Annotated in this window: 20 protein-coding genes; 10 read left to right on the top strand and 10 right to left on the bottom strand. The window is 43.6% G+C overall.

The genetic code is table 11. The features are described 5' to 3' along the window. The first annotated feature begins 108 nt into the window (after window positions 1-108). On the top strand, window positions 109-3,054 hold the full coding sequence (locus P2G54_RS10880) for an FAD-binding and (Fe-S)-binding domain-containing protein (RefSeq protein WP_275871024.1): 2,946 nt from the start codon (window positions 109-111) through the stop codon (window positions 3,052-3,054). A 22-nt stretch (window positions 3,055-3,076) separates the two neighbouring features. On the opposite strand, the gene hutG is transcribed toward P2G54_RS10880, so the two are convergent. Genes hutG through hutH form a run of 4 tightly spaced genes read right to left on the bottom strand, consistent with a single transcriptional unit; the run spans window position 3,077 to window position 8,901 of the window. Continuing rightward, the gene (gene hutG, locus P2G54_RS10875; RefSeq protein ID WP_275871022.1) at window positions 3,077-4,036 is read right to left on the bottom strand and encodes a formimidoylglutamase; all 960 of its coding nucleotides are present in this window, start codon (window positions 4,034-4,036) and stop codon (window positions 3,077-3,079) included. Between the two features lie 19 nt (window positions 4,037-4,055). Then, on the bottom strand, window positions 4,056-6,056 hold the full coding sequence (locus tag P2G54_RS10870) for a urocanate hydratase (RefSeq protein WP_275871020.1): 2,001 nt from the start codon (window positions 6,054-6,056) through the stop codon (window positions 4,056-4,058). After that, window positions 6,053-7,324, bottom strand: a complete 1,272-nt coding sequence (hutI, locus tag P2G54_RS10865) for an imidazolonepropionase (RefSeq protein ID WP_275871018.1) — start codon at window positions 7,322-7,324, stop codon at window positions 6,053-6,055. The genes P2G54_RS10870 and hutI overlap by 4 nt, the downstream gene beginning before the upstream one ends. A gap of 11 nt (window positions 7,325-7,335) precedes the next feature. Further along, entirely contained in the window at window positions 7,336-8,901 is a 1,566-nt protein-coding gene (gene hutH, locus P2G54_RS10860; protein ID WP_275871017.1) for a histidine ammonia-lyase, read from the bottom strand. Between the two features lie 114 nt (window positions 8,902-9,015). Between hutH and P2G54_RS10855 the strand changes: the two genes are divergently transcribed. Then, on the top strand, window positions 9,016-9,882 hold the full coding sequence (locus P2G54_RS10855) for a LysR family transcriptional regulator (RefSeq protein WP_275871015.1): 867 nt from the start codon (window positions 9,016-9,018) through the stop codon (window positions 9,880-9,882). A gap of 71 nt (window positions 9,883-9,953) precedes the next feature. Here P2G54_RS10855 and menD read toward each other — a convergent pair whose 3' ends face one another. The 3 genes from menD to P2G54_RS10840 are packed head-to-tail and all read right to left on the bottom strand — an operon-like array spanning window position 9,954 to window position 13,269. Beyond that, entirely contained in the window at window positions 9,954-11,639 is a 1,686-nt protein-coding gene (gene menD, locus P2G54_RS10850; protein WP_275871013.1) for a 2-succinyl-5-enolpyruvyl-6-hydroxy-3-cyclohexene-1-carboxylic-acid synthase, read from the bottom strand. Further along, window positions 11,636-12,850: a chorismate-binding protein gene (locus P2G54_RS10845; RefSeq protein ID WP_275871011.1), complete on the bottom strand. Its 1,215-nt coding sequence runs from the start codon at window positions 12,848-12,850 to the stop codon at window positions 11,636-11,638. Before P2G54_RS10845 ends, menD begins: the two co-directional genes overlap by 4 nt. Next, on the bottom strand, window positions 12,847-13,269 hold the full coding sequence (locus P2G54_RS10840) for a hotdog fold thioesterase (protein WP_275871008.1): 423 nt from the start codon (window positions 13,267-13,269) through the stop codon (window positions 12,847-12,849). Before P2G54_RS10840 ends, P2G54_RS10845 begins: the two co-directional genes overlap by 4 nt. Window positions 13,270-13,321: 52 nt before the next feature. On the opposite strand from P2G54_RS10840, the gene P2G54_RS10835 reads away from it, so the two are divergent. Next, window positions 13,322-13,945: a histidine phosphatase family protein gene (locus tag P2G54_RS10835; RefSeq protein ID WP_275871006.1), complete on the top strand. Its 624-nt coding sequence runs from the start codon at window positions 13,322-13,324 to the stop codon at window positions 13,943-13,945. A gap of 1 nt (window position 13,946) precedes the next feature. Here P2G54_RS10835 and P2G54_RS10830 read toward each other — a convergent pair whose 3' ends face one another. The 3 genes from P2G54_RS10830 to P2G54_RS10820 form a co-directional block, all read right to left on the bottom strand. Next, window positions 13,947-14,345 (bottom strand): hypothetical protein, encoded by a 399-nt coding sequence (locus P2G54_RS10830; RefSeq protein ID WP_275871004.1) that lies wholly within the window; start codon window positions 14,343-14,345, stop codon window positions 13,947-13,949. 109 nt (window positions 14,346-14,454) lie between these two features. Next, window positions 14,455-15,225 carry a C4-type zinc ribbon domain-containing protein gene (locus P2G54_RS10825; RefSeq protein ID WP_275871002.1) on the bottom strand — a complete coding sequence of 257 codons (771 nt, stop codon included), beginning with the start codon at window positions 15,223-15,225 and terminating at the stop codon, window positions 14,455-14,457. Window positions 15,226-15,228: 3 nt separating this feature from the next. Further along, a complete protein-coding gene (locus P2G54_RS10820) occupies window positions 15,229-16,329 on the bottom strand; it encodes a Nif3-like dinuclear metal center hexameric protein (protein WP_275871000.1) in 1,101 nt (366 codons plus the stop codon). A gap of 42 nt (window positions 16,330-16,371) precedes the next feature. On the opposite strand from P2G54_RS10820, the gene lpxK reads away from it, so the two are divergent. From lpxK to P2G54_RS10785, 7 genes are all read left to right on the top strand, one after another. Further along, entirely contained in the window at window positions 16,372-17,430 is a 1,059-nt protein-coding gene (gene lpxK / locus P2G54_RS10815; RefSeq protein WP_275870998.1) for a tetraacyldisaccharide 4'-kinase, read from the top strand. 32 nt (window positions 17,431-17,462) lie between these two features. Then, window positions 17,463-19,373: a putative porin gene (locus tag P2G54_RS10810; protein ID WP_275870996.1), complete on the top strand. Its 1,911-nt coding sequence runs from the start codon at window positions 17,463-17,465 to the stop codon at window positions 19,371-19,373. 1 nt (window position 19,374) lies between these two features. Beyond that, complete coding sequence (locus tag P2G54_RS10805; RefSeq protein WP_275870994.1) at window positions 19,375-19,986, top strand: tRNA-(ms[2]io[6]A)-hydroxylase; 612 nt, start codon at window positions 19,375-19,377, stop codon at window positions 19,984-19,986. A 124-nt stretch (window positions 19,987-20,110) separates the two neighbouring features. Then, window positions 20,111-21,355 (top strand): ABC transporter permease, encoded by a 1,245-nt coding sequence (locus P2G54_RS10800; RefSeq protein ID WP_275870992.1) that lies wholly within the window; start codon window positions 20,111-20,113, stop codon window positions 21,353-21,355. Window positions 21,356-21,506: 151 nt separating this feature from the next. Beyond that, window positions 21,507-23,198, top strand: coding sequence for a GMC family oxidoreductase (locus P2G54_RS10795; protein ID WP_275870990.1), 1,692 nt, complete (start codon window positions 21,507-21,509; stop codon window positions 23,196-23,198). A 119-nt stretch (window positions 23,199-23,317) separates the two neighbouring features. Continuing rightward, complete coding sequence (locus P2G54_RS10790; RefSeq protein ID WP_275870987.1) at window positions 23,318-24,613, top strand: prolyl oligopeptidase family serine peptidase; 1,296 nt, start codon at window positions 23,318-23,320, stop codon at window positions 24,611-24,613. 98 nt (window positions 24,614-24,711) lie between these two features. Next, window positions 24,712-25,785 carry an acyl-CoA dehydrogenase gene (locus tag P2G54_RS10785; RefSeq protein WP_275870985.1) on the top strand — a complete coding sequence of 358 codons (1,074 nt, stop codon included), beginning with the start codon at window positions 24,712-24,714 and terminating at the stop codon, window positions 25,783-25,785. Window positions 25,786-25,847 lie beyond the last annotated feature (62 nt).

The raw sequence follows: 25,847 nt of genomic DNA, 5'->3' as shown, positions 1-25,847 counted from the left end.
CGTAATCCTTGGTTATTGAGCTTGGTCATTGGTAATTGAAGGTTGAGTTTGGTCATTGATACTTGATTATTTAATTTCTTTAATCTATTCAGAAAGCTATTTTTGTCCATGCCTTCAAACCAATCTAACCTATTGCCTTTATTGCAGAACCTTTCCGCTCAATTAGAGGGAAGCCTGCAATTTGATTCACTCACCAAGACCCTTTATGCTACAGATGCCTCGGTTTATCGCGAGATGCCTTTGGCTGTGGCTTTTCCCAAGTCTGAGGAGGATATTCAGAAACTCATCCATTTCGCATCTGAAAACGCTACTTCCTTAATTCCCCGAACCGCAGGTACTTCACTTGCCGGGCAATGTGTGGGAAATGGCATCGTGGTGGATGTTTCCAAGCATTTCACCCAGATCCTGGAATTGAACCAAGAAGAACGCTGGGTACGGGTCCAGCCGGGTGTAGTTAGGGACGAACTCAATCGCTTTTTAAAACCTCATGGACTCTTCTTTAGTCCGATCACTTCGACTGCCAACCGAGCGATGATCGGGGGAATGGTAGGGAATAACTCCTCCGGGACTACATCCATTGTTTATGGAGTGACCAGAGACAAGGTCATTTCTTTGAATACCATCCTCAGTGATGGGGAAAAGGTGGTTTTCGGAGAAATATCCCAGGATGACTTTGACCGAAAATGTGGGCAAAAGGATCTGGAAGGCACGATTTACCGACAAATCTTCGACGAACTCAATAATCCCGAAATTCGGGAAGAAATTCATGCCCAATTTCCCAAAAAGTCCATCCATCGCCGAAATACCGGATATGCTGTAGATGAACTCCTGAAATCGGAGCTTTTTGAAGGGGAGGAGAAATTTAACTTTTGTAAGTTATTGGCAGGATCGGAGGGGACCTTGGCTTTTACAACCGAGATCAAAATCAGTCTCGATCCACTACCAGATCCTGTAGAAATAGTAGTTGCTGCCCATTTTAATACCATACATGAAAGCATGAAATCCTCCCAAGTGGCCATGAAGCATCCGGCCACGGCGGTGGAACTGATGGATAAGATCATCTTGGACTGTACCAAGGAAAGCATTGAATATTCCAAAAATCGCTATTTCGTAGAAGGTGATCCTGAAGCGCTATTGATGGTGGAGTTTAGGGGAAAAACCCTTGAGGAGGCCACTGCCAAGGGGGAAGCTCTGATTGCTGATCTGAAAGCCGGAGGATATGGCTATGCTTATCCTATCATAGGTCCGGATAAGACAGCTTCGGCTTGGGCACTTCGTGCGGCAGGTTTGGGGCTTCTTGGAAATATCCCAGGTGATCCAAAAGCTGTTGCCTGTATCGAAGACACGGCGGTGGATATAGAGGACTTGGCAGATTACATTGACGAGGTTGATGAATTGATGGAGGGCTTCAATCAAAAGCCAGTACACTATGCACATGCCGGAGCAGGGGAGATCCATCTGAGACCGATTCTGAATCTGAAAACCGAGGAAGGGGTTGAGGATTTTTATAAAATCTCCGAGGCTTCTGCCAAACTGGTAAAAAAATATCAGGGCTCACTTTCTGGCGAACATGGAGATGGACGGGTTCGGGCTGCTTTTATCCCGCTGATGGTAGGAGAGAAGAACTATGAGCTTTTTCGACGAATCAAATACACCTGGGATCCCAAAAACATTTTCAACCCGGGTAAGATCGTGGATGCGGCTCCAATGAATCAATTCCTTCGCTATGAGCCAGGAATGAAAACCCCGGAGCATCAAACTGTTTTTGATTTTTCAAATGTTGGAGGGATCCTTCGTCTCGCAGAGAAATGCAACGGTTCGGGAGACTGTCGTAAACTTCCGGGTTCTGGAGGAACCATGTGCCCATCCTACATGGCTACACGAAATGAAAGAGATACGGTTCGTGGTCGTGCCAATACGCTACGGGAGTTTTTGACCTTGGACAAAAAAGAAAATGCCTTTGATCATCCCGAAATCAAGGAGGCACTTGACCTTTGTTTGAGTTGTAAAGGCTGTACGGCTGAGTGCCCGTCCAATGTGGATATGGCCAGCATGAAGGCTGAGTTTCTTTACCAATACCAGAAAACTCATGGCACACCGCTCCGATCCACAGCTTTCGCCTACATCAATGAACTAAATGAATTGGGTTCGAAGGTACCCGGAATTGCTAATTTCTTCCTAAGTAATTCTCTGACCGGAGGACTGATGAAATCCATTCTCAATGTAGCTCCTAGTCGAAATTTGCCTGAAATCAGCAAGTTGAGTCTGAGGAAATGGTATAAAAAACACTATGCTGGCTTGCCTGGCCCAGTCAATACAATCAAGACCCTTTATTTCTTTGTGGATGAATTTACCAATCACAACGATACTGAAATTGGGATCAAGGCAATTTCCCTCTTGAAACGGCTGGGCTATGATGTCAAAATAGTAGCTCATGAAGAAAGCGGAAGATCTGCCCTTTCAAAGGGTTTGCTTCCTAAAGCCAAAAAACACGCAGAAGCCAATGTGCGGATTTTCGCAGATTTGATTGATGGAAATACGCCTTTGATCGGCTTGGAACCATCCGCTATTTTAAGTTTCCGTGATGAATATCCCCGGATCGTAAGTCCTGATTTGGTTGCTGCTGCCAAGAAACTGAAGTTCCATGTGCATTTGATTGATGAGTTTTTGGGGAAAGAAATAGCTGCTGGAAATATCAAACCAGAGGCCTTTACGAGGGAGCCTAAAAAAATCAAATTGCACGGTCATTGCCACCAAAAGGCATTGTCCTCAGTGAGCTGGACCCAAAAAATTCTCTCCCTTCCGGAAAATTATTCGGTCGAAACTATTCCGAGTGGCTGTTGTGGGATGGCTGGTAGTTTTGGCTATGAAAAGGAACACTATGAGGTCTCCCAGCAGGTTGGTGAACTCGTTTTGTTTCCTTCAGTAAGAAATGCGGAAGCGGATACTTTGATTGCTGCACCGGGAACATCCTGTCGTCATCAGATCGCTGATGGAACAGGAAGAAAGGCTATGCATCCAGTAGAGATATTGTGGGAAGCTTTGAAGAATTAAGAGTGGGGAATTCTTGATTTATTTAAGCTAAGTAATTCCTTAGTACAAACTCTACACATCTTGCTGCCAGTCTTGCTGTTGCACGATCCTGATCAAATTGCGGATTCAACTCAACCACATCCATACTGATCAGTTTCTTGCTCTTTGCTATCAATTCAAATACCCGAAAAGCCAATTCCGGACTGAAACCCATTGGGGATGGAGCTGAAACACCGGGAGCAAAGGCAGAGGAAAAACCATCCAAGTCAATACTGAGATAGATCTTATTGACGGAGTCCATGAAGTTTAAGAGACTTTCTTTGACAGAATCCCAATTGGTCAGAGAAAATTCATCTTGGTCTATCCAGGATTCTCCCAAGGTTTCTGCTCTATCAAAAAGGGATTTGGGATTGGCGGCCTTTTGGATTCCCAGGCATAAATAATGGAAATTAGAAGGGTATTCCAGGGAAAGCTGATAAAATGGAGAACCCGAGTGCCCTTTTCCATCTACCAGTGTTCTCAAATCAAAATGTGCGTCCAGGTTGATGATTCCCAGCTTTTCCTTTTTTGAAGAAAGATAGTGCTGGATTCCCCTCCCATGGGCTAAGGCAAGATCATGACCTCCTCCCAGCAATACCGGTAAATGTGAATTTTGAAGTAATTGAAAGACTGTTTCTGAAATCAATGCATGGGAGGATTCCATGTCATCCTCAAGGGTAAGAATATCCCCGTAGTCTAGGATTAGGGTTTTATCAGACAAATGAAAAGCCATGGGCCCCATCACTTTTCGAATGGCTTCAGGTCCTGAGGAAGTACCTGTTCTACCTTGGTTTCTCCGAACCCCTTCCTCACCTGCATAACCAAGGATTCCGATTTTCTTTTCTTTTCCTTCCTCAATGGCCAAATCGTCCACCAGCTGTATTGCCTGATGCCAGTATTCTTTCTCTTGGGAAGACCTTCCTTTCCAGAGGTTTGGGTTCGGATTCAGGTGAAGGTGATTCATGGGGTTTAGAATTGGATGGTTAAAACAAGCCTTCTAAAATTACTTCATTGACCTGGTTGGGCAAAGTAATCTTCAGTTCAGGACTTCTGTCCATTTCGCGCTGAATGGCTTCGATAGAACCGGAATTTCTGGCCCAGGCTCTTCTTGCAATCCCGTTGTTTACATCATAGAACAACATGGATTTCAGTTTTCTTTCAGCGTCTTCACTACCATCCAGTACCATTCCAAATCCTCCATTGATTACCTCTCCCCAGCCTACACCGCCTCCATTGTGGATGGAAACCCAGGTGGCTCCGCGAAAGCTGTCTCCTATGACATTGTGGATGGCCATATCTGCCGTAAACTTACTTCCATCGTAGATATTGCTGGTTTCTCGGAAGGGAGAATCGGTGCCACTGACATCATGGTGGTCTCTTCCCAAAACTACTGGTGCACTAAGCACTCCTGTTTTTATGGCATCATTGAAAGCCTTTGCGATTTTGGCGCGGCCTTCTGCATCAGCATATAGGATTCTGGCTTGGGATCCCACCACCAATTTGTTTTTTTCGGCTTCTTCTATCCAGGTAATATTGTCCTGCATTTGTTGCTGAATGGATGCTGGAGAAGCTTTCATGATTTCCTTCAAAACGGTCGCTGCGATTTGATCGGTCTTTCTCAGGTCTTCGGATTTTCCTGAAGTACAAACCCATCGGAATGGTCCAAATCCATAGTCAAAACACATAGGACCAAGGATGTCCTGAACATAGGAAGGATAGCGGAAATCGATTCCGTTTTCAGCCATCACATCCGCACCTGCCCGGGAGGCTTCCAGTAGAAATGCATTCCCATAATCAAAAAAGTAAGTTCCTTTTGCCACATGGCTGTTGATAGCAGCTGCATGTCTGCGAAGCGATTCCTGAACTTTGGTTTTGAAAGTCTCCGGATCCTCTGCCATCATTTTATTGGATTCCTCGAAAGACAGACCAACCGGATAATATCCTCCTGCCCAAGGATTATGCAAGGAAGTTTGATCCGAGCCGATTTCGACGAGAATATTTTCACGGTCCAGTCTTTCCCATACCTCCACTACATTTCCCAAATAGGCAAGTGAGACCACTTCTTCATTTGCTTTAGCTTGATGGATACGATCAACCAATTGATCCATATCCTCAATCAACTCGTCTACCCAACCTTGTTCATGCCTCTTTTTGGCGGCGGCAGGGTTTACCTCTGCGCAAACTGTGACACAACCAGCGATATTTCCGGCTTTGGGTTGAGCTCCGCTCATACCTCCCAGTCCGGCTGTTAAAAAAATCTTTCCTTTTGGGCTGTTTCGGGCTCCCAGTTTTTGACGGAAGGCATTCATCACCGTGATGGTTGTCCCGTGGACGATTCCCTGTGGTCCGATATACATATAGGACCCTGCAGTCATTTGTCCATATTGGGTGACTCCCAAGGCATTGAATTTTTCCCAGTCATCGGGTTTGGAATAGTTTGGGATCATCATTCCATTGGTAACGATCACACGGGGGGCTTCTGTAGAGGAAGGAAAAAGTCCCATGGGATGACCGGAATACATGTGGAGGGTTTGCTGATCACTCATCTCCGACAGGTATTTCATGGTTAGGAGATATTGTGCCCAATTTTGAAAAACCGCTCCATTTCCTCCATAAGTAATCAACTCTTCTGGATGCTGTGCCACGGCAGGATCCAAATTGTTTTGGATCATCAGCATGATGGCTGCAGCCTGTTTGGATTGGGAAGGGTATTCTTCAATTGGCCTTGCATAAATGGAGTAATCCGGCATGAAACGGTACATATAAATCCTTCCATACGTTTCCAATTCATTCAGGAATTCCTCCGCTAATTCCTGATGCCATTCCTTTGGAAAATACCGGAGTGCATTTTTCAGGGCTAATTTTTTTTCTTCCACAGAAAGGATATCCTTTCTCTTCGGAGCATGGGAAAGATTGGGGTTTCTATTCTTTTTCTGAGGGAGTGTGTTAGGAATGCCTTGTCTGATTTGATCTTGAAAAGTCATGGATTAGGGTATAATTTCGTTTTGTTTCTACTGGCCATAAGTCCATTTTTCCATACCTGGACCGGTTTTAATTTTCCTTGGTTATAGAGGATTTCCCGATAATCAGCTGTGGGAAAAAGACTAAAGTCCGCCAATAATCCAGTTTTGATCTTTCCACGGTCATGGAGTCCCAAAGCCTCAGCCGCTCGAAAAGTAATTCCTGCAAATACTTCAGCAGTGCTCAGGTTTTGCATGGTAGCCAAAATGGAAGCCTGTGCCAGAAGGTCTCCCATTGGAGCCGACCCAGGATTCCAGTCAGAAGCAATGGCCAAAGCTCCACCTTGATCCAGGATTTTGCGGGCAGGAGTAAAGGAAACACCCAAACCTAATGATGCTCCCGGTAGGGCCACTGCTACCACGTCCGAGGCAGCCAATAATTTAATTTCGTTTCTTCCGGAGACTTCCAGATGGTCTGCCGACTTTGCTCCAAATTTCACAGCAACTGCCAAACCGCCTCGGGAAAATTGGTCAGCATGAACTGTAATGTCAAAACCCATGGACTTGGCTTTTTGGAAGTAAGGTTCGATCTCTTTAGCAGTGAATGCCCCCTTTTCAATAAAAGCGTCAATTCTGTTGGTCAGCCTTTCTTTTTTTAAAATCGGAAGGAGTTTGGTGGAAAGCTCTTCCAAATAAGCTTCTCGGTCACCCTCAAAATCTCTGGGAAGTGTATGTGCAGCCAGACAAGTTGGGATCAAATCCGCTTTGGTTTTTTGTTGGGCGCTGATGATGCTTCCAAGCATTTTGACTTCTTCAGGGATGGATAGACCATATCCACTTTTTACTTCAATGGTTGTAATTCCCTCACTCAAATGCCTGTTGGCCCGATCAGCAGTCAGTTTTGCTAATTTGGACTGAGGAGTTTCCCTGGTTTGGGTTACGGTATCCCATATTCCTCCTCCAGCCTTGGCAATCTGAAGGTAGCTGACACCGGAATTTCTCAATGCAAAATCTCTTGCCCTACTTCCAGAAAAACAGATGTGGGTATGGCAATCAATGAATCCGGGTAGGGCTACAAAATCACCTTCCAGTTCAATAAGTTGTGTGGTGTCCGGATTGATCTTTTGATTTAGGGTTTCAAATTTTCCCACTTCGAGGATTTTTCCTCCCTTGATCAGAATTCCGGCATTTTCTAGGATTTCCAGTTGGCTGTCCCGTAAGGCTCCTTTTAGAGGAAGTCCATCTAGGGTCAACAACTGCTTAATAGGACCGACTAATTTCAGGTTTTTCATGGTACAGGTTTTCAGAACTCAAACATCTCACTCCATTCCGTTTCAAAGGCCAAACCTTCGGATAGGGCCGTTGCTTTCGCCAATTTAACCAATTCACCGCTTTTGATCAGTTCGATTGATTTTTCAAGATCTTCATACATTACCCGATCTTGGATCACCGGAGGAACAAGGCTCCTAAAATTCTCATAAATGGCAGTCATGATTTTTCCGGATTTGAGCGGAGCATGATAATCCATTGCCTGTGCTGCATAAAACAGCTCAATTCCTAAGATTTTTTCCACATTTCCGATCACCTGGAGAGCTTTTCTTGCTCCTATACTGCCCATACTGACATGGTCCTCCTGACCAAGTGATGTAGGGATGGAATCAGCGGAAGAAGGGAAACAAAGTCCCTTATTCTCAGATGCCAGGGCAGCGGTTGTGTATTGTGGGATCATCAGCCCGGAGTTCAAACCGGTTTCCTTTAGCAAAAGTTTTGGAACGCCGGGGGTATCGCCCTCCAAGGAAAGGTAGATTCTACGATCTGAGATGTTTCCGATTTCGGAAGCCGCCAAGGTGGCGTAATCCAGGGGCAAGGCAATAGGTTGCCCGTGGAAGTGTCCTCCAGAAATGGTGTTGTCGGTATCGAAAACAACCGGATTATCTGTGACAGAATTGATCTCAATTTCAATGGTGTCCTTTAGGTGGATCCAGGCGTTTCGGGAGGCTCCATGAACTTGAGGCATGCAGCGAAGGGAATAAGGGTCCTGTACTCTGTTGCAATACAAATGGGAATTGACTATTTCTGATTCATGCAACAGATTGAGAATGGTCTGTGCTACATGCTTATTGCCAACATAGGGTCTCAACTGATGGAGTTCGGCTGTAAAGGGTTTGATAGAACCCATTAAACCTTCCAGCATCATTGCTCCTGTAATATCTGCATGGCAGAGAACATTATGCAATCTTTCCACCACTTTTACCGCATGGGCTGCCATGAATTGGGTGCCATTGATGAGTGCAAGACCTTCTTTTGCACCTAGATGCAATGATTTTTTTCCAAATGACGATAGGACTTTTTCAGTTGGCTGTATGCTTCCTTGGAAATGGACTTTTCCTAAGCCGATCAATGGGAGAAAAAGATGGGAAAGTGGGGCTAGGTCTCCTGATGCTCCTACCGAACCCTGAATGGGAACTACTGGAATGATGTCCGTTTCCAACATCCAAAGCATTCTTTCCAGAGTTTCCATTCGTATTCCGGAATAGCCTTGGGCCAAGGCGTGGATTTTCAGGACCATCATCAAGCGGGAGATCTCTTCGGATACCGGTTCACCAAGCCCTACAGCATGACTTTTCAATAAATTCTCCTGAAGAGTTTTGGTGTCTTCTGCTGATATCTTGGTGGTGCATAGTGGACCAAACCCCGTGTTGATTCCATAGACGATTTTATCGCTTTGGGCAATTTGCTCGACCGCATCTGCCGAAGCTTTGATTTTTTCAACGGTTTTGTGACTGAATTTGCCTTCTAGCTCTTTTCTTGAAAGTTTTAGTGCTATGGAGGAGGTGAGATGATCTTGTCCGTAAAAGAAAGTGTTCATGGTGGGAGCTATTCCTGAAAAAGGATTTGGGTTTATATTCTTTTCAAAGCTATCGATTCTTGTTGATACCTTTTGATACTATTTTTATCAATATTTGATAACTTTGAGTTATCGATGGAATTACGACATTTACACTATTTCAAGGCTGTTGCTGAGGAACTTAACTATAGAAAGGCAGCCGATCGGCTATTCATATCCCAGCCGGGGTTGAGCAGGCAAATCAAGCAACTTGAGGAATTGTTAGGGGTCCAGCTTTTTGAACGGGATCAAAAGCATGTGGAATTAACAGTCGCAGGTGCTTTTCTAAAAGAGGAAGTTGATTTTGTGCTAAATCACCTAGAAATGACCCGGTCTCAATTAAAAGAGATTTCTGAGGGTCGAGTTGGGGAACTGCGCATTGGTTTTTTGGGCTCTGCCGCCAACAGAGTATTACCGGAATTACTGGCAAAGCTGAATAAAAATCAGCCTTTGATAACAACTAATCTGGAAGAGTTGAGCAATTCGGTTCAGGTAGAAATGATCCAAAAAGACAAATTGGATTTGGGTTTTGTCAGATTGGCCACCGTACCGGATGATTTGGAGAGGAAATCGGTCCTAAAGGATACCTTTTCTTTGGTTGTGCCCCTTAATCACCCGATTCAGTCACAGGATTTTCATTCCCTCAATCAATTTTCAGAGGAGCCTTTTATCCTTTTCTCCAGTGATTACTCCAATTACTATTTCGAACAAATTATGGGGATCTATAAGGATGCTGGCTTTTCCCCAAAGATCAGACATAAGTCTGTTCACGCTCTGACTATCTTTAGATTGGTTGAGAATGGGATGGGAGTTGCCATTGTTCCGAGTTCTCTGAAGGAAGGATATGATCTGAAAGTACGATTTATGGAAATTCCCGGGATTTCACAGTTCACAGAGCTATCGGCCATTTGGAAACCCAATAACAGAAATCCGGCATTGCAAAGAGTTTTAGGGATGGTTTGAGTTAAGGCAGGTCTTCTTTGTGTTGGAAAAAATCACTTCTATGGTACATTCTGAATGCCATTTATAAGATCTTATTCCATCAAATGAGTCTTTATTTTGTCCTTAACTAGCTTCAAAAGCGCTGCATTTTTTGGACTTGAGGTTTCGATTTCAAGAATTTTTGGATGCAAACAAGGTTCATAGAATTTTTGCAAGGAGGATTCCAGTTCCTCGAAGTTTCTGACCCTTGAATATTGGAATCCGAATTCCTCTGCCAGATTTTTTGCTGTCAGTTTTTGCCTCGTTTCAAAAAATTCTTCCAATTCGGCCTGCTTGGAAGGTCCTTCTATGATCCTGAAAATGCCCCCAGCATGATTGTTTAGCACGATGATCCTCAAATTAGGGGTAGGGTAATTGTGCCAGAATGCATTTCGGTCATAAAAGAATGCCATGTCTCCGGTAATGAGGGTGACCGGGTCCTTGGTTGTAAAGGTGCATCCTACAGCGGTGCTGTTGGAACCGTCAATACCACTGGTTCCTCTATTGCAGAAGATTTCCTGATTTCTTTTTCCAAGAAAATTCACATAGCGAACTGCCATTGAATTAGCTAAGTGGATTTTTGAAAAAGGAGGGATTTTCTTCAAAAGGAAATGCAAGGCCTTGTATTCCCCAAATTCAAGCCCCTCAAATATTTTAGGAAGGGCTTGCTGTACTTTGCTTTCCAGGGAAAACCAATTCAGGAAGTACTCAGGGTCTTGGTGATCCAGGTTGTTGTTGAGCCAGGTTAGGAATGAAACCGGTGTTGTTGCCAAGACTCTGGTTGTTCGCTGGAAGGTGTCCCTTGCTTCACCTTCTTGCTGAATTTGCCAGTGTGAGGCGGAGCTTTTTCTCAGGAATTGTTTCAGGGGCTTAGAAATAACTGATTTTCCAAAGGAGACAATTAAGTCGGGTTCCAGGTCTTGGTGAAATTCAGCATTCCCCAGCCAATGATCATGAAAGGAGAGAGTATGTTCAGACTGCAGGTTGCTGATGGTGTCTGTAACTATAACCGCTTTTTTGGACTTGGAAAGTTGGTCCAATAATGACTGGATTTTACTGTTAGGCTTCTGCTGTCCTGGGACGATAAGAATCTTTTTGACTGATTCCAGTCTGTTTTTTAGCTTTTTGAGGGTTTCTTCAGAAAGTTCAGGGTTCCCCTGATATAGGTTGAAAACCCTTGGTTTTTCGAGAAATTGGAGCTGTTCGTTTGCTTCCGGATAAAAAGGCTCCCTCAGGGGAATGTTGATATGGACAGGGCCTGCGGGATATAGTTTAGCCAAATTAATGGCCTCATTGATTATTCTTGATGCATGCCAAGATTGCTCTTCGGTAGCAAAGGAGTCGGGAAATTGAAAACTTTTTTTGACATGTTTTCCATAGACTTCCTGTTGGAAGATAGTCTGCCCGTCGTATTGGTCAATCCATTCCGGAGGGCGGTCTGCTGTTAAGATCAAAAGTGGAACCTGTTGGAAAAATGCCTCAGCTATTGCCGGGTAATAATTGAGTGCCGCAGAGCCGGAGGTACATACCAAAACCACTGGCTTTTCCAGTTGCTGGGCCATACCCAATGCTATAAAAGCAGCAGATCTTTCATCGGAAATTGTCCGTGCATGGATGTCCGGATGCTGTGCAAATGCCAAAGTGAGGGGAGCACAGCGAGAACCCGGGGAAAGAATTGCATTATCAATTCCTTTTTTGGCACAAATGGCCACTAGATCGATGATTGGCTGGAGAATCAAGTGCTGGGATTTTGAATGAATTTTCCGATGATTTGGCACTTCAGCTCTGTTTCTTCCCATTCTTTTTCTGGGTCCGAATCTTCGGTAACTCCAGCACCAGCATAGAGAATAACCTCTTTTTCATGAAATGAAGCCGTACGGAGATTGACGTATATGGAGGTCTCTCCCGAAATATTGACTGGTCCTATGAATCCGGCGAAGAAGGATCTGTCGAACCCTTCATTTTTTTTCAGAAAATCATGGGCTTCCTTTCTTGGCATTCCGGATACGGCGGAAGTTGGATGAAGCAATTCCAGCATCACAGTTCCAAGTTGAGGGAAACCGGTTTTTTTCATGTCTACTTTAAAGTCAGATCGAAGATGCAACAAGCTTCCAGCCATGACTGTTTTTGGACCATGCTCCTCATATTCCCTCAGACGTATTTTTTTGAAACAATCCACAATGTACCTGCTTACCAGAGCTTGTTCCTCAATTTCTTTTTGGGTCCAAGCAGCCGTTTTGAGGGGATTTTCCCCTTTACTCGGCTGGGTACCCGCCAAAGACATAGTATAGAAATAATCCCCTTTGGTTTCGATTAATATTTCCGGGGAGGCTCCCATCCATGTACAGACTTGAGGAATGTGGAAAAAATTGACAAAGGAATTAGGATAAGCCTGAAGCATGCTGTGCAAACTAAGGCCCAAATTAAACTCTTCCTTGAGTTCAAGCTTTTTGGTTCTGGCAGGAACCACTTTTTCCAGTTTTCCGGATTTGATTTGTTCGATTCCTTTTTTGACCAAATTCAGGAAATTTTCCTTGGAGTCGCCTTCAGATTCAGTAATAGTCCTTTTTGAACTTTGTGAAATCAGTCCTTCAAAGACACTGTTCTCGGATACTTCTTGTGGGCTGATGATAGAAGTAACCCATTCCGGTAGATTCTCTTCGGTTAGATCTTGGTGAAGGTCTAGTTTAAGGTATTGGGATGCTTGGATGAAAAAAGCCTTTTTATCTTCCTGATCTTCGAAGGGATGGACGATAAAACCCGGAGAAGCTTCCTCCAAGTTGAGATCGGTTTTTTCGGATTGGTTTTGGGTATCCAAAATAAACTCAAGGACATTTGATTTGGGCTTTCTCCAAAGAGCAAAAGAACCTCCAGAGCTAAGCCCTGCGAAAAGCAGTAGGTTGATTACCTCCGTTTTTGAATAGGTCTTTGAGGAAACTGAGTCTATCATTTTTTATCCAAAATAGCCATAGTGATCCGGCTGATGCAACACAGCTGTCCGGCTAGGTTTTCGATTTTTATTTCCCATACTTGGGTGGATTTCCCCAAATGAATTGGTTTGGCCGTCCCAATTACGATGCCTTCTCGTACTGATTTGAGGTGATTGGCATTGATCTCCAATCCTACACAGGCCTGTTTTTGCTGATCTATGGTCAGGGAGGCTGCAACCGATCCAAGAGTTTCTGCCAAAGCTACATTTGCTCCTCCATGTAATGAGCCCATGGGCTGTTTGGTCCTGTAATCCACGGGCATTGTGCCCTGTAAAAAATCATCTCCAATCTGAGTGAATTCTATTCCCAAATGGTCCACCATGGTGTGCATCCGGGTGTCGTTGAGTTCGTCCAGGGAAGGCTTTTTAATAAATACCATGAATATTGATCGAAATGAAGTTTATTTGGGCTTGGGACAAAATTAAAGAATCTTGGAGCGAAAAAAAATTTATTTAGTCAGACACGGACAGACGGATTTTAACTTAAAAGGAGTAGTACAGGGGAGCGGGATTGACGCTCCGATCAATGATACAGGGCGTGCTCAGGCCAAAGCTTTTTATGAAGCTTACAAGGATGTGGAGTTCGATCAGATTTACCATACGGCGCTAATTCGCACCAGACAGTCTATAGAGGATTTTATCCAGTTGGGGATACCTACCCAGGCACTCCCAGAGTTGAATGAGATTTCTTGGGGGAATTATGAAGGAACTCCAATGACCCCGGAGGAAGGGGAATATTACAAGCATATGCTTGCACAATGGAAAGTAGGGAATCTGGATTATGCCATAGCCGGAGGAGAAAGTCCCAATCAAGTGGCTATTCGAATGAAAAAAGGAATTGAAACCATCCTGACGGGTCCGGGGCAAACAATTTTGGTTTGCATGCATGGACGTGCGATGAGAATATTTTTGTCCCTGATATTTAAATACGACCTACGGCATATGGACGTTTTTGAACACAGCAATTTGTGCTTGTACTTATTGGAACAATTGGAGGATGGGAGTTTTGTGCTCAGAAAGGCAAATGACCGGGCGCATTTAGAAGGCTTGGGTTGACTTATTCAGCCTTTGTGTTTTTTCGCTTTTCAATGCTTTCCTCATATGAGGATAAGAATGCCTGAAGGGTTTTCTGGTTTTCTGTCAAATCAAATAGCCGCAAGGCGATTTCCTGAAGCTGGAAATTTTTTCCTTTATCATTTTCAATCAGAAAATTCCCCAAAAAGCATTCGTCAAAATCACAGGAAGGGACTTCGATAAGTAGGGCAGGGTCAGAATTTCCTGAATAAGTCTTGGTAGCAAAAGAAGAGAATTGATCCTGAATAGATTTTAGTGAGGTATTTACCTTGCTGAGTTCTTTTGTTTTAAAAAGAACTAAAAAAGTTTTGTTTTCGACTTCCTGGCCAGAAACCGATATGGAAAAAAGAAAGCACACTATGAATGAAACCAGCAATCTCATACCCTTAAGTTAAGGCATAATGTCCTGAAAAAAAACCAAATGGCTAAAAATAAACAAACCCCGAAAACTGAATGTTTTCGGGGTTTTATGTTTTGAAACCAATGTAGGATTAAGCTCTTGCTGTTCTCTTTTTCTTTGGTGTTGCATCCTCTTCAACTTCGTCTTCAACCCCTGCTAGGATTCTTCCGCAATGCTCACAAACGATTAGTTTTTTCTTTTCTCTGATATCTGCCTGTCTTTGAGGAGGAACTGTATTGAAACAACCTCCACATGCCCCTCTTTTAACCATTACCACTGCCAATCCGTTTTTGGCATTGGCTCTGATTTTTGTATAGGATTTAAGTAGTCTTTCTTCTACTTTTTTTACAGCTTTATCTCTTTCTGCCTTCAGCTTTGACTCTTCAGCTTCACTTTCTGAAACTATGGTGGTCAACTCTTCATTTTTCTGATCCAGATCCTTTTGACGATCTTTCATTACTGCAGTTAGCTCATCAAGATCCTGCTTTTTCTGATCGATTTTTACACCAGCTTCTGCGATTTTCTTTTTGGAAACCTGGATTTCAAGATCCTGAAGTTCGAGCTCTTTAGTGATGGCATCGTACTCACGGTTGTTTCGTACGTTCATCTGCTGCTCCTGATACTTTTTGATCAGCTTCTCAGATTCTTTGATGTTGTCCTTGAATTTCTTGATTTCTTCCTCGAATGTTTCAATCTCATTCTGGAATTTTTCAAGTCTGGTTTCGTAGCCGGCGATCTCATCCTCCAGATCCTGGACTTCCTCAGGAAGCGCCCCTCTTACTTTAATTATTGCGTCAAGTCTTGAATCTATGAGCTGAAGGTTGTGAATAGCCTCTAGTTTTTGTGCTACTGTACTTTCCATGTACTATCGATAAGATGTTGGATTGGTAACTACTTTTGTCAAATAGAGTGCAATATTAGGAAAATTTTGGGACAATAGTTCTCCAAGCAATTCTTTTGTAAAAATTTCACTCTCATAATGTCCGATGTCGCAAAGGATTATCTGCCTTTCCGCATCAAAGAATTCATGGTATTTGACATCCGAAGTGATAAATACGTCTGCCCCGGCCCGCTTGGCATCTCCCAATAAAAATATTCCTGCTCCGCCGCATACAGCGACTTTCTTTATCGGTTTCCCCAAAAGAGAAGTATGCTTTACAACTTGCAGGTTCATTTTTTCCTTCAGATAATCCAAAAACTTCTCTTCCTCCATGGGCTCGGAAAGTGTCCCCACCATTCCAGCTCCTACCTCTTGGTTTTCATTTTCCAGGGTTTGCAGGTAATAGGCAACTTCCTCATAAGGGTGGGCTTTTTTCATGGCTGAAATTATTTTTCCGCTAAGGAAAGATGGCAGAATCACTTCAGCTCTTATCTCGGCTTCATATTGGGGAATCCCCCTTTGTCCAATATGTGGATGAGCTTGCTCTGATGGGGTAAAGGTTCCCATTCCCTCCAATTGAAAAGAGCAATCCTTGTATTCTCCGATTTGCCCCGCCCCGGCATCGAACACAGCCTTGAGAACTGCGTCTTTATTTTCTTTTGGAACAAAGAACACCAGTTTGTTGAGCAGTTGTTTTTTGGGCTGAAGAATCTTGGTATTGGCTAGCCCTAAACGATCACAGATCCGTTTATTGACTCCATTGGGTACATGGTCCAGATTGGTATGAATGGCGTAGATGGCTATGTCATTTTTCAAAGCCTTGATAACGGTTCGTTCTACATAATTTTTACCAGTCAGACTTTTTAGTCCCTTAAAGACAATAGGGTGGTGAGCGACAATGAGGTTTGCGCCTAAAGCAATTGCTTCATCCACTATTTCCTCTGTGCAGTCCAGGCTACAAAGTATTCCTTTTATTTCCCAGTTGCGGTCACCGGTGATCAGGGTGGCATTATCATAGGACTCTTGATAGGCTGAAGGGGCGATTTGCTCAAGGAAGGAAATAACCGTTCCGATCTTGTATCCCATATTTTTTGTGTTTATTTGATTCAAAATTAGCAATTCCCGGCAATGAGCCTCCTTGTATTTTTGCTTTATCCCTTTTCTGTGATTTATGATTTGGTGACCAGGGTCCGCAACCTTCTGTTTGACCTTGGGATTTTTAAAACTACGCCTACTGGGATGCCCTCCATTTTGGTAGGGAACCTGAGTGTTGGAGGGACGGGTAAAACCCCCATGGTTGAATACTTGATTGATACGCTCAAGGATAATAGGAAAATTGGAACCTTGTCCCGAGGTTACGGTAGAAAAACATCCGGATTTTTGGAGGCCGATTTGGGATCAAGTCCCTTGCAAATTGGAGACGAACCCTTTCAAATTTTCGAAAAATATAAAGGGGAAGTTTCAGTGTTCGTTGGGGAAGACAGAGTCAAGGCCGTGGAGGAGATTTTGGAGAAAGACACCCTTCCGGAGCTACTGATACTTGATGATGCCTATCAGCATCGTTACATCAAGGCAGATTTATCGATTTTACTGACTACCTACAATAGACCGTTTTTCAAGGATTTTCTCCTCCCGGCGGGAAGATTGAGAGAAAGCAGAAATGGGGCAAAACGTGCAGATATCCTTGTGGTTACCAAATGCCCCATTGGACTCGATGAGGTTCAAAAAGATCTTTTCCGAAAACAGATTAAGAACTATACTGGACCAGAAACCCCAGTTCTTTTTTCAGAAATTGGCTATGGAGTTCCTATTTCAGAAAAGGAAGATTGCGTCTTTTCCGATTCAGTGATCTTGCTGAGTGGAATTGCAGACGATAGCCTATTGGTTTCCTTCGCAAGAGAAAACTACGATTTGCTGGAGGTGATCCGGTACAGGGACCATCATGAGTATTCCGAAAAGGATATGTTGGATATTCAGGAGGTCTACAGGAAGCATCAAGGGAAAAATCCGGTCCTCTTGACTACAGAAAAAGACATAGCAAAAGTTAAATCCCTTAGCTCAAAAGGATTTTTGGCAGAAATTCCGATTTTTGTCCTGCCGATCCGGATGAAATTTTCTTCAGGGGATCAGGGTGTTTTGAATCAACTAATCCAACAAAAAGTCTTGCAAAGAGACCAAAGCAGGTGAAAAAAAATTGGTTTGGCATATTGTTAGTAACGATGCTTTTGCTTGCAAATGCAGTACAGGCGCAGCGGCCCATCCCCCAGATTCGACCAGGCCAAGTGAATCCAAATCAGCGTCAAGTACGAGAAGCCCAGCCTCCTCAGGAAGGTGAGGAATTGGATGGGAGAAGAACATTGTTGGATGACAGTACCCGTATGGTATATGGTCCGAATACCGCACTTTATTTTTACGAGAAGGACCTCAAAAGAAACTCACTTGTTCTCTATCCTCAGGATACCTTGCTGGATAATTTCCACAACTATGATCCGGTAGCAAAAAGTGGCTGGAAATATCAGGATCTGGGAAATATAGGAAGTGCGGCCACCCCTGTATTCTATCAGATCCCTGAATTGATAGGAACACGGTCCGGTTTTGATGCTTATGACCTGTATCACAGGAATCCTGAAAACAACAGGTATTTTGATACAAAGTCACCGTTCACCAATATGTCTGCCTTTTTTGGAGGAGGCAACCGGAACATGTTGGATATTGAATTTGCCAGGAATGTCAATCCTCGCTGGAATGTAGGTTTTGAGTTTCATACCATCCGTGCCCGAAAGACCCTCAATCCTGTAGCCAGGGATGATAATATGGCAACCAATACAGCCTATTCTTTGCATACCAATTACCGCTCGGAAAACGGGAAATATTGGTTTTTGGGAAGTTTCTCCCGAACCCGGCATCTAGTCAACGAAATCGGTGGGATTATCCCTCCAGAACAAGACTCGACCTCGGTTTATTTTACCTATGAGGATGCAAAAGTCTGGCTTCGCTATTCACAGGCTAGAGATTTGAGACAGGATTATCATTTTTACCATGAATACAAAGTCCGGGATGGATTTCAGGTTTACCATGTGTTTGACAGGAAAAATCAGACCCTGATTTTTGAGACAGATCTGACCAAGTCGGATTCTCTCTTTTTTCCTCAGGAAAGATTGGCAAAAGACTCTACTCTCAACTTCAATGACTTTGCCGAGTGGAGAAACGAGTTTGGTTTCAAAGGCTCATTTGGAGGGTTTTATTACAATGCCTTTACCCGATTGAGGAACGGAAGAATGAGAAGCCGTTCCCTGGAGGAAAAAGACATTTTCAATGAAGTATATCTGGGAGGAGAGTTGATCGGGAAAATATCCGAAAAATGGTCTCTGAGAGCTGATGGGGAATATTTGCTCCCAGGGGCATTTAGACTCCATGGTTTGTTTGTCTCGCCTTGGCTTGAATTGGAATACACCAAGGCTTTGTACAAGCCTACTTCCATGCAGCAGCAGTATGGCGGCAACTTTTACCAATGGTCCAATGATTTTTCCAATATAGGAGTGGATCAGGTAAAAGGGACAATTAAGGTTGATTTCGAAAAATTCAAGTTGAGGCCAAGCCTGACTATCAACCGGGTCAATAATTACGTCTATTTTGGTGCGGACCGAAAAGTGGCTCAAAACTCCGGAGAAGCCTTTATGCTCATGCCTGGGCTACAAACCAAGTTCAATATTGGAAAGAAATTCAAATGGGAAGCGGAGGTGATCTATACCCATATCAGTGGGGATGGAAAAAATGCTTTTCGAATTCCTGAACTGTTCGGAAATACCATGTTCTATTTTGACAGTCCGGCCTTTGATGAAAATGTTTTTGTACAACTTGGCGTGGATGTGCGCTATAAATCAAGCTATTTCGCCAATGCCTATTTCCCTGCCTACCAGCAGTTTTACCTTCAAGATAGGTTCGATGTGTATGCTTATCCCGTAGTGGATCTGTTTTTGGATTTCAGAATCAACCGAACCCGGGTATTGTTGAAGTACAACCATTTGAATGCTGGCTTTATGAACCAAGAGGGATATTTCGTGACTCCCGATTACACAGGGTACAAATCATTCATTGACCTGGGGATTACCTGGTATTTATTCGATTAAGATGAGTTGGGAAGAGAGTACAAGACAAAAAATGCTGCATTTAAAGCTGCCCACCGATCCCCGGTGGGTAGGGATAGCGGAAATGCAAATCGAGGATATTTTGGTGGACCATGCCTATTGTGAGCAAAAAGCCGCTTCCTCTTGTATCAGTTTGATTTTGAGATTCAATGAACTGGATGAATTGGTCGATACCCTTACGCCCATTGTTGCAGAGGAATGGGGACATTTTGAACGGGTAATGGATCAGATTCGGAAACGAGGAATGAACTTTGGTAAACCCAGAAAGGATGAATATGTCATCAAGTTGAATGAGTTTGTCAAAAAAGGAGGGAGCCGAAGGGAACATCTGACCGAGCATTTGCTGATGAATGCATTGATAGAGGCCAGAAGCTGTGAGCGTTTCAAACTGCTTTCCAAAAATATCGCTGATGAGGAGCTTCAGAAATTCTACTATGAACTCATGATTTCTGAGGCAGGCCATTACGTGACCTTTATCGAACTGGCCCGCAAATATTATGACGCTGACAAAGTGAATAAGCGTTGGCAGGAATGGTTGGACTATGAAGCCCAAGTTTTGAAAAACATGGATTTAAGGGGTGATCGCATGCATTGATGCTGAGTTTTGTCTTTCCTAAGAGTTAATTTTTGCAATCCCATGGTGTATTCTTTTGTATTTGCGTATACTTAAATCCTAGATTTCTCAATTTTAGAATTAGCTGTTCCAATACGGACATTTTATGAATCTGATCGAAAATATTCGCGAAGCGCTCAAGTCAGTACAGGTAAATATCCTAAGGACTATTTTGACTGGTGCTATTATAGCTGTAGGAATCTCATCTTTGGTTGGGATGTTGACTGCAATAGATGGGATAAAAGCCCAGATTGCAGAGAGTTTTTCCGGTTTGGGAGCCAATTCCTTCGATATCCGCAACAAGGGTTTCAGTGGAGGAAGGGCAATTCAGGAGGGTAAGACCGAGAAGGTTTACCCCAAATTGACCTTTCGTGAGGTTCAGGATTTCAAACAGGAATATAGCGCCATTGGTGTTTCCACCGTGTTTACTTCGGTAACAGGTTCTGCGGAAGTGAAGAGAGGTTCAGTGATTTCTGATCCAAATGTTAGAGTTAGGGGAGGGGATGAAAATTACCTTTCTATAAAGGCTATCAAACTCAAGAATGGCCGGAATTTTTCCAATTTGGAAGTAAGATATGGCAACAATGTCTGCATTATTGGGATTGAAGTGGAAGAATTGCTTTTTGAAAGTTTTGAAGACCCCATTAATCAAAAAATCAGCTTTTTAGGTAAACCCTATACCATAGTCGGGGTTTTGGAAAAGCAAGGAGGTGTTGGAGAAGATCAAGGAGCTGACCGGCAGATTATCATTCCGGTTGAGAATGCCAGCAGACTGGATACCCGTGGGGTTTTCAATTACAATGTGACAGCCATCGCTTCCAGTCCTGAAAACATTGATCATGAGATGGGGCAGGCCATTGGGATGATGCGAAAGATCAGACAGGATCGTGTCACCAAGGAGGATTCCTTTGAATTGACGAAAAATAAATCCGTGGCAGAAAGTTTGGAGGAAGTTGCCGGATATTTGAGAATCGGAGGGTTTGGAATAGGTTTTATTACCCTTTTGGGTGCTTCTATCGGATTAATGAACATCATGTTGGTATCCGTCACTGAACGAACCCGTGAGATAGGAATCCGAAAAGCACTTGGAGCCACACCGCTTCGCATCCGACAGCAGTTTCTGATCGAGGCAATCATGATCTGTATTTTGGGCGGAATATTTGGAGTGGTTTTGGGGATGGCCATTGGGAACGTAATAGCCAATTTCATAGGTCCAGGAGGATTTTTGGTGCCTTGGCTCTGGATGTTTGTAGCCTTTATGATTTGTGTGGTGGTAGGGCTGTTGTCTGGTGTATTCCCTGCATACAAAGCTAGTAAGATGGATCCGATCGAGTCTCTGAGATATGAATAGAGTTTTGGGACTTTTTTTACCGAAGCCCTCGAAATAGAATGTAAGCCCTGATTTATTCAGGGCTTTTTTATGGAAAATATAGTCTCTGGTAAGAATAGGACTAAATTAATTTTTTTATAAAAGTCCGAATGGAAACCCTTATTTTTCCAGTATGGATTCTCATCAATATGACGCAATTGTAGTAGGTTCCGGGATTTCCGGAGGCTGGGCTGCCAAAGAACTTTGTGAAAAAGGTCTCAAGACTTTGGTCTTGGAAAGAGGAAGGGATGTTCAGCATTTAAAGGATTACCCCACCATGACTTCCCATGCATGGGATATGCCCCACCGAAACCATATTCCCAGGGAAGACAGATTAGAAAATCCTGTGGTGAACCGATGTTATGCTTACAAAGAGGATACAGCTCATTTTTTTGTCAAGGATAAAGAGCATCCCTACATACAGGAGAAACCATTTGACTGGATCCGGGGCTATCAGGTTGGAGGAAAATCCCTGATTTGGGCCAGACAGACCCAGCGCTGGAGCAAATATGATTTTGAAGGTCCCGGAAGGGATGGTTTTGCAGTGGATTGGCCTATACGGTATGAGGATATTGCTCCCTGGTATTCTCATGTGGAGCGATTTGTAGGGATTAGTGGCAGCTATGAGGGCTTGGATACCTTACCGGATGGGGAATTTCTACCAGCCTGGGAGATGAATTGTGTGGAAAAAGAAATCCAAAAGCGAATCTTAGAAGCCTATAAGGACAGAAGATTTATCATTGGGCGCTGCGCACATCTGACCGAGCCAAAAGAAGAACATCTGGCACAGGGAAGAGGAAAATGCATGGCCAGGAATCAATGCTACAGAGGCTGTCCTTTCGGTGGGTATTTCAGTTCCAATTCGGCTACTTTGCCCACAGCCGCCAAAACAGGAAACCTGACGATCCGACCTGATTCTGTGGTTCACTCTCTCATTTGGGATGAGCAAAAAGGAAAGGTCACTGGAGTCCGCATTGTAGACAGGCTGACCAAGGAAACCTCTGAATATTTTGCCAAGGTGATCTTCCTGAATGCCGCTGCATTGAATACCAATTTGATTTTATTGAACAGTACATCCAACCGCTTTCCAAATGGTCTAGGGAATGATTCGGGTGTTTTGGGCAAATACATTGCTTTTCACAATTACAGAGGGACTTTGGGAGGAAGTTTTGAGGGCTTCGAGGATAAATATTATTATGGAAGACGTCCTACTGCTGTGATGTTGCCGAATTTCCGAAATGTCAAAAAGCAGGAAATGGATTTCCTCCGTGGCTACATGAGTTTTTATTCTGCGGGAAGGGCAGGTTTTGGACATGCAAACCCAGGTGGATTTGGGGCAGACTTCAAAGAGGCCAATACCAAACCAGGACCTTGGAGTGTGTATATGATGATGCAGGGAGAAACCATTCCAAAGGAAAGCAATTTAGTCAGTTTGGATCCTGACCAAAAAGATGCCTGGGATATTCCTCTTCTTCGGATCAATGTGGACTACGATGAAAATGATGACAAAAGCACCCAAGACTTTTTGGAACAGGGTGAGGATATGCTCATCAAGGCCGGAGTTACCAATATCTACAAAAGCGACAGCAAGCAGGCACCTGGTCTGGATATTCATGAAATGGGAGGAGTACGAATGGGAAGAGATCCAAAAACTTCTATGCTCAATGGGTTTAACCAAATGCATTTGGCACCAAATGTCTTCGTAACGGATGGGGCTTGTATGACTTCTACCGGTACCCAAAACCCCTCGATAACCTACATGGCTTTGACAGCCAGAGCGGTGGATTATGCTGTAAAAGAACTTAAAAAGGGGAACATCAAGTAAGTTTTTGAGATAGATTGTTGGGCGGTGAAAAAATTTTACCGCCTAAATAATTTCCTTGATATTCAAGAGGATAATTGTGTAGAATCCATTTTTAAAACAATTCAAACCCAATAAACCTCATGAAAAAAATCTTACAACTCAGCGTATGGATATTTTTCTTGCCAATGATTCTTTTGGCAAAGGAAACTGATTCTCCAGCGGAAGGAACCTATAAACTCGTAATTGAAGGCTTTGACTGGGGACCTGCTGTCAATAAAATCATTCTTAGCTTGGATCAACCTGTCGAGGAAGTTAAAGCTTCTGATTTCGAAGTTTTTGTAACCAGAACTTCCAAGGAAGGGGAAATTCCCGCAGCCCAAACTTCCGGAAAAAGAACGGTGGTCTATGCTTATCCTTCAGATGAAAATGGAAACCGCGTTTCGGAGGGAAATCACGCAACCTTGGTTTTAGCAGTTAGCCCCGTAAATCCTTTGGGTTCACCGATTCAATACATGCGCGTGAATAATCGTGGATCAAACATTTGGATCGATTATGGGGTGACAGTTGTGGACTCCAAATCCGGAAAAACCTGGAATCAGGAGCTTGGAAGAATTCGTCCTATAGTGGATGATTTTGAACTCAAAGGACAATTTACACATGGGAATGTGACCTTGCCTTTTGCCTATTTTACACCGGAGAAAGCTACTTCCAAGGCTCCATTGATTATTTGGTTGCACGGTGGAGGAGAAGGTGGAAATGACCCAACTATTGCACTGATGGGCAATAAGGCTTTTAATTACGCTTCTCCCGAAATCCAGACCTTATTTGGACAAGGTGCCTATGTTTTGGTGCCCCAGTCCCCCACGTTTTGGATGCAGGCTGGGGACGGAATGACAAGAGGACAGACCAATGATATTTACAATGAAGCATTGTTTGCCCTGTTTCAGGATTTTGTAGCCAAAAACCCAAATGTCGATCCAACTCGAATCTATGTAGGTGGTTGTTCTAATGGGGGCTATATGTCCCTCAAGCTCATCTTGGAGCATCCGGACTATTTTGCAGCGGGCTATATCAGCGCTTTGGCTTACAGCAATAACTACATCAGCGATGCCCAAATTCAGAAAATCAAAAATGTTCCCATCTGGTTTGTGCATTCTAAAGATGATAACACCACCAAACCTGACGAAACAGTGGTTCCGCTGTTTGACCGACTGAAAAAGGCCGGGGCGAAGAATGTCCACTTTTCCTATTATGACCATGTTACGGATATCACCGGGTTTTATGGTGGTCAAGATTTTCGATACAATGGACACTGGTCCTGGATTTACTCACATGCCAATGTAGCCCGAACCGACCTCGATGGATCTCCGGTTATGCTCGATGGCAGGCCGGTCACCATTATGGAGTGGATGGCTGCCCAGAAAAAGAAAAAGTAAACACAAAAGCCCGAAGTGATTCGGGCTTTTTCTTGCTTCAATTTTCAAAAGAATGAATTTTCCCTGTTGCTTTGGGGAAACCTTTCTAAACTTGTGGCATGGAAAAATTTGGGGTATTAAACCAAGAATTGGCTGCTAAAGCTGAAAAATTGGGATGCTTGCCTGAAGAATGGCTGGATGTCATTTATCAAGAGAAATGGTTTAAACTTTTTGTTCCCGAAAGCTTGAATGGACTGGGGCTGAGCCTTCCGGAAGCCTTGAAAGTCGAGGAGGAACTCGCAGAGTTCGACGGAAGTTTGGGTTGGACTCTGACGCTATGTGCCGGAGCGGCTTGGTTTGTGGGGTTTTTGGAGGAGTCATTGGGGGAGGAAATCTTTTCCGATCCCAAAGTTTGCCTGGCAGGAAGTGGATTTGTTGGAGGAAAAGCCGATCAAATAGGAGAGGAATATCTGGTCAATGGATCTTGGACCTATGCTTCCGGAGCTTTGCATGCCACACATTTGACAGCAAACTGTGAACTTCTTGAAAATGGGAAGCCTCTTTTGGATGAAGCAGGAAATCCTGTAGTCAAGGCTTTTATCCTGAAAAGAGAGGAAGTGGAAATTCTAGATGGATGGAGTTATATGGGAATGATAGCAACGGGAAGCCATGCCTTTAAAACGGAGAATCTCCACGTTCCATTGAACCGGAGTTTTCAGATTTTGCCGGAAAAAGCCATGATCTCCAAGCCTATCTATCAGTATCCGTTCTTGCAGTTTGCCGAGGCTACTTTGGCGATCAATATTTTAGGAATCACTCATCATCTGCAACGATTGATTGGAGAATCTTTTTGGAAAAGAAATGAGCATAGAAAGTATGATGAGCAGTATGTGGACTATTTCAAAAAGCAGGAGAAAAAGACTTTGAAAAAGCTTGAAAAGGTGAGGAGGAAGTTTTACGAGCAAGTGGAGCATTCCTGGGAAGAATTGGAAGCAAATGGCAAAATCTCCAAGAAAACCCTGAGATCAGTCAGTCATATCAGCCGGAAAATGACGGGGGCATGCCGGAAACTCAATGCCCAGATGTTTCCTTTTGCAGGCTTGGAAGCAGCAAAGTCCCATACCGAACTCAATCGGGTGTGGAGGGATTTTAATACGGTCAGCCAACATGCCTTGCTGACTTTTCCTTTTTAAGAAATCCCTAACCGGACATTTTCTGTCACCGGTCTTTGTTTGTCTGCCATTTTCCTTAAAAT

The sequence above is a fragment of the Algoriphagus sp. CAU 1675 genome, from assembly GCF_029222925.1.
GTDB lineage: Bacteria > Bacteroidota > Bacteroidia > Cytophagales > Cyclobacteriaceae > Algoriphagus.
The sequence above is the reverse complement of the archived record's forward strand: the minus strand, read 5'-3'. Positions and strand labels throughout refer to the sequence as shown.